This is a genomic window from Povalibacter sp. (assembly GCF_036735925.1).
Taxonomy (GTDB): domain Bacteria; phylum Pseudomonadota; class Gammaproteobacteria; order Steroidobacterales; family Steroidobacteraceae; genus Steroidobacter.
The window spans coordinates 1-10670 of sequence record NZ_DAINNK010000118.1 but is presented as its reverse complement, the minus strand read 5'-3'; the positions used below and the strand labels follow the sequence as shown (position 1 = coordinate 10670).

Below are 10670 nucleotides of genomic sequence, written 5' to 3'. Positions count from 1 at the left end.
TCGGCGACCTGTTCGGCGCCGGCAAGATGTTCCTGCCGCAGGTCGTGAAGTCGGCGCGCGTCATGAAGAAGGCGGTGGCGCACCTGATCCCGTTCATTGAAGAGGAAAAGGCGGCGAGCGGCACGGTGTCGAAGTCGAACGGCAAGATCGTGATGGCGACCGTGAAGGGCGACGTACACGACATCGGCAAGAACATCGTCGGCGTCGTGCTCCAGTGCAACAACTTCGAAGTGATCGATCTCGGCGTGATGGTGCCGTGCGAACGCATCCTCGAAACGGCGCGGCGCGAAGGCGCCGACATGATCGGCCTGTCCGGTCTCATCACGCCATCGCTCGATGAGATGGTGCACGTCGCGCGCGAGATGCAGCGTCAGGGCTTCGAGAAGCCGTTGCTGATCGGCGGCGCGACCACCTCGCCTGCGCATACGTCGGTGAAGATCGACCCGCAATACAAGGGCGCCGTTGCCTACGTGAAGGACGCTTCGCGTTCGGTCGGCGTCTGCCAGCAGCTCATGACCGAAGCAACGCGCGGCGAGTACGTCGCGAAGCTCAAGACCGAGCACGCGACCCGGCGCGAGCAGCATCACGGCCGCAAGATCAAGAGCCCGCAGCTCACGATCGCGCAGGCGCGCGCCAACAAGTTCAAGGGCGACTGGCAGAACTACGAGCCGCCCGTGCCGCGCTTCCTCGGCATCCGTGCTTTCGATGACTACTCGTTCGAAGATCTCACGCGCTACATCGACTGGATGCCGTTCTTCAATGCCTGGGAGTTCGCCGGCAAGTTCCCGGACATCCTCACCGATCCGGTGGTGGGCGAGCAGGCGAGCAATCTCTACGCCGATGCGCGCCGCATGCTCAAGCAGGCCGTGCGCGAGCGCTGGCTGACGGCGCGCGGCGTCATCGGCCTGTTCCCGGCCAACAGCGTCGATGACGACGACGTCGAGATCTACACCGACGAATCGCGCACGCAGGTGCTGCAGCGCCTGCACTTCCTGCGTCAGCAGAAGGGCAAACCGGATGGCCAGTCGCACGACTGTCTCGCCGACTACATTGCGCCGCGCGATTCAGGTCGCCGCGACTACATCGGCGCCTTCGCCGTGACGGCGGGTATCGGCATCGACGAACACATCGCGCGCTTCCATGCAGCGCACGACGATTACTCGGCCATCATGCTCAAGGCCATCGCGGACCGCTTCGCCGAAGCCTTCGCCGAGCGCATGCACGAACGCGTGCGCCGCGAATTCTGGGGCTATGCGCCGGAGGAACGCCTGACCAACGAACATCTCATCAAGGAAGAGTATCGCGGCATCCGTCCGGCCCCCGGCTACCCCGCGTGTCCGGATCACACCGAGAAGGCGACGCTGTGGAAGCTCATCGATCCGCAGACGAATGCGGGCATCAGCATCACCGAATCCTTCGCCATGACCCCGACTGCTGCCGTCAGCGGCTGGTATCTCTCGCATCCCGACTCGCGCTACTTCGCCGTCGGCAAGATCGATCTCGACCAGGTCCGCAACTACGCTGCCCGCAAGAAGATCAGTCTGGAGGAAGCGGAGCGCTGGCTGTCGCCGAATCTCGGGTATGAGCCGGGGTCGAACGCGGACGCGGCTTAGAAAGAGCCGGAGGAATGGCCGCAAAAGGCGCAAAAGACGCAGGCTGGAAAAATCAGGTCCGGAATCCTATTCCGGCATTCCTTGTGCGTCCTTTGCGCCTTTTTGCGGCCATTCTCTTTAGAGAACCCTACAACCGCTCCAACGCCGCGCGAATGACCGGCGGAATCGGCACCGGCCGCCGCGTCTTCTGATCGACATAGACATGCACGAACCGTCCGATCGCTGACGGATCCGTATCGGTGCCGCGAAACACCGCGAGCTGATACACCACGCTGCTGTTGCCCAGCTTCTCCAGGCGCAGTCCGATGTGGAGCACGTCGGGAAAGCTGATTTCCTTCAGGTAGCGGCAGCCCGTTTCGGCCACGATGCCGATCGCGGACAGCTCGCGCGTGTCCGAGGCCGTGGCTTCCATCAGGTAGCCGTTGACCGCCGAATCGAAGTAGGAGTAGTAGGCGACGTTGTTCACGTGCCCGTAGTGATCGTTATCCATCCAGCGCGTCTGCATCGGTCGCAGGACCTTGAAATCGCTGCGCTGGGGTGGAGATGGGGTCGCTGACATCGCGGGTCCTGTTGTGTTGTCCCTGACATTGATGCGGTGCGCATTGTGCCAGCCGCCGCCCGCCGGGAGCTAGGCGGGACGTTACCGATGGGTATAATTCGTCGCCCGATGAATTAACGAGGGGGAACGATCGATGGCAAGTTCGTCCAAGGTTTACGCCAATGCACGCGACGCGCTGGCCGGGGTCGTGCGCGATGGCCAGGTCGTCATGTCCGGCGGATTCGGCCTGTGCGGCATTCCGGAGAACCTGATCCTGGCGCTGCGCGAGTCGGGCGTGAAAGGCCTCACCGTCGTTTCCAACAATGCCGGCGTCGATGATTTCGGGCTGGGCCTGCTGCTCAAGACCCGGCAGATCAGCAAGATGATTTCGTCCTACGTGGGCGAGAACAAGGAATTCGAACGCCAGTATCTGGCGGGCGAACTGCAGCTCGAATTCAATCCGCAGGGCACGCTCGCCGAACGTATCCGCGCGGGCGGTGCCGGCATCTACGGTTTCTACACCCGCACCGGCGCGGGAACGCTCGTGGCCGAAGGCAAGGAACAGCGCGTCGTCAACGGCGAGACCTTCGTGCTGGAAACAGGACTCGTCGCCGACGTCTCGCTCGTGAAAGCCTGGAAGGGCGACGCCGAAGGCAACCTCATCTATCGCAAGACCGCGCGCAACTTCAATCCGATGATGGCCACCGCCGGCCGCGTGACGGTTGCGGAAGTGGAAGAGCTGGTCGAGGCGGGCACGCTCGATCCCGACCAGATCCACACGCCCGGCATCTTCGTGCAGCGCATTTTCCAGGGAACGAACTACGTGAAGCGGATCGAGCAGCGCACGGTGCGCAAGCGCGCCGCCGCCTGACCGTTTCTGTTGTGGGGCCGGCTTCTTTGTGTAGGTCAGGCTTCAGCCTGACTGTTTTTCAGCCGGCTGAAGCCGGCCCCACAGGAAGAGAAGCAACAACCATCGAGTTTTCTCCGGAGTAGCCATGCCTTGGACCAGAGACGAAATGGCGGCGCGCGCCGCCCGCGAACTGCGTGACGGTTTCTACGTGAATCTCGGCATCGGGATTCCCACCCTGGTCGCGAACTACATTCCTGCAGGCATGAAAGTCGTGCTGCAGTCGGAGAACGGCATGCTCGGCATGGGTCCGTTCCCGTTCGAAGGCGAAGAGGACCCCGACCTCATCAACGCCGGCAAGCAGACCATCACCGAGCTGCCGATCTCGTCGTATTTCTCGTCATCGGACAGCTTCGGCATGATCCGCGGCGGCCACATCGACCTGTCGATCCTCGGCGGCATGGAAGTGAGCGAGCAGGGCGATCTCGCCAACTGGATGGTGCCCGGCAAGATGGTGAAGGGCATGGGCGGCGCGATGGACCTGGTCGCGGGCGTCAAGCGCGTGGTCGTGGTCATGGAGCACAACTCGAAGGACGGCTCTGCCAAGTTCAAACCGCAGTGCGAACTGCCGCTGACCGGTGCGAACGTCGTCGACATGATCATCAGCGATCTCGCCGTCTTCGCGCGGCCCGACCGCAAGTCGCCTTTCAAACTGCTTGAACTTGCGCCGGGCGTGTCGGCCGATGAGCTCAGGACCAAAACCTCGGCGAACTTCGTGAGCTGAGAGGTTCGGAGAGAAATAGCCGCAAAAAGGCGCAAGAGGCACAAGTTCGAAGACAAGGTTTTTCGATCTGCGGCTTTTGCGCTTTTTTGCGGCCAATCTCTTCTCTTTTTTCGCATCCATTGCGTTTACTCTTCACGGATGAAGACCAAAGCCGCCGTCCTCAATGAAATGAACCTGCCGCGCCCGTACGCGCAGAGCAGGCCGTTGCAGATCGTCGAAGTGGATCTCGATCCGCCCGGGCCGCACGAAGTGCTGGTGCGGATGCGGGCGGCGGGGTTGTGTCACTCGGATTTGTCGGTGATCAACGGCGATCGGCCGCGGCCGCTGCCAATGGCGCTGGGGCACGAAGGTGCGGGCGAGGTCGTCGACGTCGGTGCGCAGGTGCGCGATCTCAGGGCGGGCGATCATGTCGTCGCTGCCTTCGTTCCGTGTTGCGGGACCTGCGAGCCCTGCAACACGGGACGCCCTGCATTGTGCGAACCGGGTTTCCGTGCCAACAGCGCGGGCACGCTGCTGCGCGGCGACCGGCGCCTGCGACAGGGATCGGGCGCGGTTCATCATCATCTGGGTGTGTCCGCATTCGCCGAGTTCGCGGTGATCGCGCGCGAGTCGCTGGTGAAGGTCGACGACTCGCTGCCGTTCGATGAAGCGGCCGTCTTCGGCTGTGCGGTCATGACCGGTGTCGGCGCCGTGACCAACACGGTGCAGCCGTCGCCCGGCTCCAGCATGGCCATCGTCGGTCTGGGCGGAGTCGGTCTGTCGGCATTGCTGGGGGCGAGACTGGCGGATGCTTCGATGATCATCGCCGTCGATCTGAGCGACGAAAAGCTCAAGCTGGCGCGCGAACTCGGTGCGACTCACACCATCAACGCTGCGGCGGCCGATGCCGTGGAGCAGATCCGCGAGCTGTCGCATGGCGGCGTGCACTACGCATTCGAGATGGCCGGCGCCGTTAAGGCGATGGAGCTGAGTTACCGCGTCACGCGGCGCGGCGGTACGACGGTGAGTGCAGGCCTGTCGAATCCGCAGCACCTGTTTTCGATTCCTCACGTCAGCATCGTCGCCGAAGAGCGCACCATCAAGGGCAGCTATCTCGGCAGCTGCGATCCGGCGCGCGACATTCCGCGCTACATCCAGATGTATCGCCAGGGAAGATTGCCGGTCGACAAGCTGCTCAGCGAACACTTGCCGCTGGAAGACATCAACGCGGCGTTCGACCGGCTCGCCGACGGCAGGACGGTGCGTCAGGTCGTGACGCTCTGATTTCAGGCCTGCACGCCGGCCAGCCGGCCCAGGGCCTCTTCGATGCCGGCGAGCGGCAGGCGCAGATCGGACGAATGACACCGGGCGCGCAGTGTCTGCAGCGTTCCCGCCATGTCACGGTCGAGGTTTCCCTGGCCGAAGTTCGCGAGGCAGTGGCCGCGTGCCACCAGCAGCTCCGTCCAGGCGATCGGCTCATCCTGCGCGTAGGCTGCAAGCGCATCCGCGTAGCGCCGTGCGTCCGCCCACAGCCCTTCGCGCAGACTCACTTCGATCGCCTGAAAATAGAACTCGAAATAGCTGTGGCTCACGCAACCCGATGCGAGGAGTTCCTCGCCTTCGCGCAGCGCCTGCCGGCGTTCTTCCGGCAGCGTCGTGGTTCGTGCCAGCACGCCGAGCACGACCGGGCCGCAATAGTTCATGCCGGTCGCACGGCTGAGTTGCAGCGCTTCGCGAATGAGATCGTCCGCATCGCCGCGCTGCTGGCACGCGAGCCGGCAGCTGGCCTGGAGCGTGATCGCTTCCGCCTGGAATCGGCGTGCGCTCAGCTGTTCTGCCAGGTCGCGCGATCGCTGTGCGTAGCTGTCGCTCAGATCGATGCGACCGCGAATCAGCATGACCCACGCGGCGACCAGCTGCGTCAGCAGTTCGCTGCGCGCATCGCAGAGGCGGCGCGACAGTTCGAGCGCTTCCTGCAGCGACGCGTCCGCGGTGCCGGCATCGCCGCAGTACAGCCGGGTCAATGCCAGCATCGGCAGATTGGCGATGCGCACGGCCGGCAGATTGTGGCGGCGGGCTTCGTCGAGGCTGCGCGCGAAGTATTCGCTGGCGGTACGCATTCTGCCGCGCTGATACCACGCATCGCCGAGACCGCTGTAGGCGCGCGCGAGATCCAGCGGCGAGCTGGCGATGGATGCAAGCTGCATGGCGCGCTCGTGTTCGCGCAGGCAGTCGTCGATGCGTCCGAGCGGGAAGCACAGATTGCCGCGCAGCGTGCTGATGCGTACCCGGACCGGGATGTCCTCCTGTTCGCCCAGCGCTTTCTCGGCGCGGTCCAGTGCGTCCAGCGCCTCCAGGTGCCGATCCATCACGCGCAGCGCGGAGGCGACGCCGATCCAGGCGTCGACCTGGCGTCGCTGATCGGGAGCGAAGTCGATGGCTTCGCGGAATGCCGTGAGCGCATCGTGAGTGCGCCCGAGCGTCAGCAGCAGTTCGCCCAGCAGGCATTGCGCGCGATGCAGTTGCAGCGGATCGCGCGCCGCGCCATTGGCCTTGGTGGCCAGCATCAGCGCCCGCTCGAATCGCGATGCGGCCTGTTCCGAACTGGCCGCGGCGAGATACGCATCCGCCGCTTCGGGAGCGTCGGCCGCGGCGAGGTGATCCGCGCGCAGCGCCAGATCCTGTGCGGCGAACCAGTCGGCGGCGCGACGATGCAGTTCGCGCCGCCGCGAGCGCAGCGTCGATTCGTAGATGGCATCGCGAAACAGGGCGTGCGTGAACTCGATGTCGTCGCCGTCTTCGCGCAGCAGCGTGGTCTGGATCAATGCCTGCGGTGCGAAGTCGCTGTCGTCGATCAATCGGCGCAGGGCGCCGCTGGCGAATCGCTGGCCGAGCACCGCAGCAGCCTGCAGCGCGTCGCGGTCGTGCAGGGAAAGCCGCTCCGCCCGCGCCAGGATCAGCGCCCGGACCGAGCCGGGCAGAGAATCGTGACCGTCGAATGCCGCGCGAAACAGCTGGTCCAGGAACAGCGGATTGCCTTCGGCGCGGGAGATGCACGCGGCGACCACCTCGGGCGACAGATCGGCGTAGTGACTCGCCAGCAGTTGTGCTTCGTCGTCCGCGAGCGGCGCGAGATCGACCGTGGTCACCGGACAGCCGCGGGCGCGTGCGCGCCACAGGGCGCCGATCGGATCGCCTTCGGGGCGCGTCGTCATGATCAGCAACGCCGGACAGCGGGCGATGACCGCTGCGATCTCGCCGAAGCGGGCCAGTTCGTCCTGGTCCGTCCAGTGCACGTCTTCGACGACGAGCAGCAGCGGCGAGCGGGCTGCGGCTGCTTCGACGAGTTGCGTGAGCGCCAGTGAGCGGCCCCGCTGCCGGGTCGCGGTGTCCATGGCGCGCTCCAGTGCGGCGAGTTCGCTGTCGAGCGGCGCGTCGACCAGGTCGCTGAGAAAGATGAGCTGATCGATTCCGCCGCCGCTCGCCCGGATGACTTCCGCGACGGCAGCCGATCGTTCATTCGCCGGCGCTTCCGGACTGACCCGCAGCAGACTCAGCGCCAGCGTCGTGACGGGCCGGCGGCCCGGCGACTGGCCGAAGTCCAGCGCGCTCGACGCGTGCACGGCGACGCCGCTGCTGCGCGCGGCGACCATCACGGCGTGAATCACTCGCGTCTTGCCGATGCCGGCTTCGCCGCGCACGACGACGGCGCGGCCGTTCCGGCTGGCGCGGCATCGATCCAGCATCGCCGTCAGCATCGCAAGTTCGGGACGGCGTCCCACCAGCGGTTCGTGTTGATGTCTGCCGTCGTCCTGCAGGGACTGCAGCAGCCACGCCGTGTCGTTGTCGGTCGACGATGCGTCGGCGAGCGCCTGCGCTTCGATGGCGGCGCCGAGTGCATTGCGGATCGCGGACGCGATGCAGATGCCGTTGTCGGGCGCGCGCATCGCCAGCGTGTGCGCCAGATGCGTCGGCCGTCCGGTCAACGGAAACAGTTCGGGACTGACGAGCAGCTGACCCTGGGCGATGCCCATGCGCAGCGACAATCCCGCCGATATCGGCCAGCCGCCATCGCGAACCGCCTGGCGCAGCGCGAGGCCGGCCCGCACGGCCTGTTCCGCCTCGTTGCCGCGCACTTCGGTGGCGCCGAACACGACCAGCACGCTCGAACCTGCGCGTCGATCGGCACGGCCATTGAACTGCGTCGCGACGGCCTGCACGCGATCGTGAAAGTCGCGGCCGATGTGGTGGGCCTCTTCCGGTTCCAGCGTGGCTTCGAGTTCCGTCAGGCCTTCGAGGCGTACGACCAGCACGACGGCGTCGCGCAGTTCTGTACGACGTTCGTTGGCGGTGGTCACGAAGGCGCTGGCGACCGACGCCTCGGACGGTGGCGATTCGCTGCCGTCCGCGGTGAACGGCGCGGTCGCGGCGCGCCGGCGTCGCATGAGTTCGCGATAGAGCCGTTCGGTCGCAGGCTCGGGTGCGACGTCGAGCTCGCGACGCAGGATGTCGCGGCAGATCTGGTACTGACGCAGCGCGTCGGCGTAGGCATGTCGCCGCGCCTGCAGTTCCATGACCCGGCGATGAGCCGCTTCGTTGAGCGGTTCGAGCGAGACGAGGCGGCTGCTGGCGGTCAGTGCGCCCTCGACATCTTCCTGTGCCGAACAGAGCGCCGAAAGTTTCTGCAACGCCTCGCCGAGTTGCCGGCGCAGCGCTGCTCTTTCCTGGCTCAGCCATTCGTCGTAGGCCGTCGACTTCGCATCGAACCCTTCGAGGAAATCGCCGCGATGATGCGTCAGTCCGTCCTGCACGGCGCTGCGCGTACCCACGGCCAGCGAGTGCCGCAGCAGCGCGATGTCGGTTTCGATCAGTTCGGGATTCAGGCGCAGCGAGTCGGTATCGCTGATCAGCGCCGCGTGCGCCTCCGGCGGCAGTACCTTGCGGATCGATGCCAGCGCCTGGCGCAGGCTGGTGCGTGCGAGTTCTTCATCGGCTTCTTCCCACAGCAGGTTCGCGAGCCGGTCGCGGCTGTGCATTTCGCCGGGATGGGCGGCGAGAAAGGCGAGCAGGGCGCGTCCCTTGCGCGAGGCGATCCTGAGTTCGGTACCCGTCGTATCGCGCACGACGAAGCGCCCCAGCAATTGCAGCACCAGTTGCGTCAAACGAAGGTCTCCCTGAACCCTCAGGATCGGTCCAGCACGCGTCCGCCGCTGCTGCGATTGGGCCCGATGCGTCCCTGACTTTGGTCAGGGTGGCCGATATTTCACGCTTTTTTCACGCGTGTCGAGACTGGCCGCTCACGCGGCGGGGCTACAAAGGAGCCCGGAAAGAAGCCGGCAGGGGCCGGCGGGAGGCTTCCGTCATGACACTTCTGGATTCGCGCGGCGTACCGGTTTCGACCCACAGCCGCGAAGCGCTGCAGCACTATGAACGGGCCGTGGAACTGTCGGCCGGCTACTACTTCGATCCGATGGCCACGATCCGGAGGGCCATCGACGCCGACCCCGACTTTGCGATGGGTCACTGCCTGCAGGCCGCGCTCGTCGTCATGTCGACCGACCGGTCGCTGGTGCCGATGCTGGCATCGAGCGTCGAGGCGATAGAAACCCTCAGGCACGCCAACGATCGTGAGCGCATGCATGCCGCGGCGGCCAGGAAGTGGCTGAACGGCGACTTCGCGGCCGCGGTGCGGGCTTACGGCGATATCGTCGTCGAGTATCCACGCGACCTGCTGGCCCTGCAGGTGGCGCACGTCGGCGATTTCCTCATGGGGTCGTCGACGATGCTGCGCGACCGCATTGCCCACGTCCTGCCGTACTGGGACAACTCGGTGCCCGGATACGGCTTCGTCCTGGGCATGCATGCCTTCGGCCTCGAGGAATGTGCCGCTTATTCGCAGGCCGAGGACACGGGCCGGCGCGCCCTGGCCATCAATCCGTACGATCCCTGGGCAGTGCATGCGGTCGCCCATGTCATGGAGATGACGGGTCGCACGCGCGAGGGCATCGACTGGCTGACGGGGCGCGAGAATCACTGGGCCGTCGACAACGGCTTCGCGTATCACAACTGGTGGCATCTGGCGCTGTATTGCCTGGACATCGACGATCTCGATCGCGTGTTCGATCTCTACGATCGCCGTATCCGCCCGGTGGCGTCGACGGCGCCGATGGAAATGGTCGATGCATCGGCCCTGTTGTGGCGCCTGCAGTTGCGAGGCGTGGACGTCGGGCCGCGCTGGCAGGAACTCGCGCAGTCGTGGGAGGCGCTGGCCGAACACGCGTACTACGCCTTCAACGACGTGCATGCGGTGATGTCGTTCGTCGGCGCGCAGCGGTTCGATCTCGCGCAGCGCACGATCGCCTCGCTGGAACACAAGGCCATCGGCAACGACACCAACGCCATGATGTCGCGCGACGTGGGCCTGCCGCTGGCGCAGGCGCTGCTGGCGTTCGGGATGGATCATTACAGCGACGTGATCAACCTGATCGCGCCCATGCGCACGATCGCGCACCGCTTCGGCGGCAGTCATGCGCAGCGCGATCTCGTGCACCTGACGATGGTGGAAGCGGCGATGCGCTCGGGCAACGCACGCCTGTCGCGTGCGCTGGCGGCCGAGCGGACGCAGCTGAAACCCGCAAGCCCGTTCAACTGGCGGTTGACCGCGCGGGCGCTGGATCTGGCCGGCGATGCGATGGGGGCGGTGAAGGCGAGGGAGAAGGCCGAGATACGGCGCAAGGTGCAGACGGGGATGCGGCAAAGCCTGCTGGCGAGCTAGCAGGCGTTCCCACGTCACCGCCGGGGGATCACAAGACGAGATCGAATCGAGCGTCCCTTCCTCCGCGCAGCGGGGGAAGGACAGGGGGTTTCTGTAGGTCAGGCTTCAGCCTGACTTCTGAAAAGAGGCCGGCT

7 protein-coding genes are annotated in these 10670 nt (G+C 65.6%); 5 read left to right on the top strand and 2 right to left on the bottom strand.

The window, feature by feature from the left end:
• Window positions 1–1613, top strand: a 1613-nt coding sequence (locus V7D81_RS21820) for a vitamin B12 dependent-methionine synthase activation domain-containing protein (RefSeq protein WP_324320287.1), incomplete at its 5' end; no start/stop codon positions are given.
• A 127-nt stretch (window positions 1614–1740) separates the two neighbouring features.
• Here V7D81_RS21820 and V7D81_RS21815 read toward each other — a convergent pair.
• Complete coding sequence (locus V7D81_RS21815; RefSeq protein WP_324320286.1) at window positions 1741–2172, bottom strand: acyl-CoA thioesterase; 432 nt, start codon at window positions 2170–2172, stop codon at window positions 1741–1743.
• 133 nt (window positions 2173–2305) lie between these two features.
• Here V7D81_RS21815 and V7D81_RS21810 point away from each other — a divergent pair, with 133 nt between their 5' ends.
• From V7D81_RS21810 to V7D81_RS21800, 3 genes are all read left to right on the top strand, one after another.
• Entirely contained in the window at window positions 2306–3022 is a 717-nt protein-coding gene (locus V7D81_RS21810) for a CoA transferase subunit A (protein WP_324320284.1), read from the top strand.
• Window positions 3023–3146: 124 nt separating this feature from the next.
• Window positions 3147–3782 (top strand): 3-oxoacid CoA-transferase subunit B, encoded by a 636-nt coding sequence (locus V7D81_RS21805; protein ID WP_324320282.1) that lies wholly within the window; start codon window positions 3147–3149, stop codon window positions 3780–3782.
• Between the two features lie 138 nt (window positions 3783–3920).
• Entirely contained in the window at window positions 3921–5045 is a 1125-nt protein-coding gene (locus V7D81_RS21800; protein WP_324320280.1) for a zinc-dependent alcohol dehydrogenase family protein, read from the top strand.
• A 2-nt stretch (window positions 5046–5047) separates the two neighbouring features.
• Here V7D81_RS21800 and V7D81_RS21795 read toward each other — a convergent pair whose 3' ends face one another.
• Window positions 5048–8923 carry a BTAD domain-containing putative transcriptional regulator gene (locus tag V7D81_RS21795; protein WP_324320278.1) on the bottom strand — a complete coding sequence of 1292 codons (3876 nt, stop codon included), beginning with the start codon at window positions 8921–8923 and terminating at the stop codon, window positions 5048–5050.
• Window positions 8924–9123: 200 nt separating this feature from the next.
• On the opposite strand from V7D81_RS21795, the gene V7D81_RS21790 reads away from it, so the two are divergent.
• The gene (locus V7D81_RS21790) at window positions 9124–10536 is read left to right on the top strand and encodes a tetratricopeptide repeat protein (protein WP_324320276.1); all 1413 of its coding nucleotides are present in this window, start codon (window positions 9124–9126) and stop codon (window positions 10534–10536) included.
• The last annotated feature ends 134 nt before the right edge of the window (window positions 10537–10670 follow it).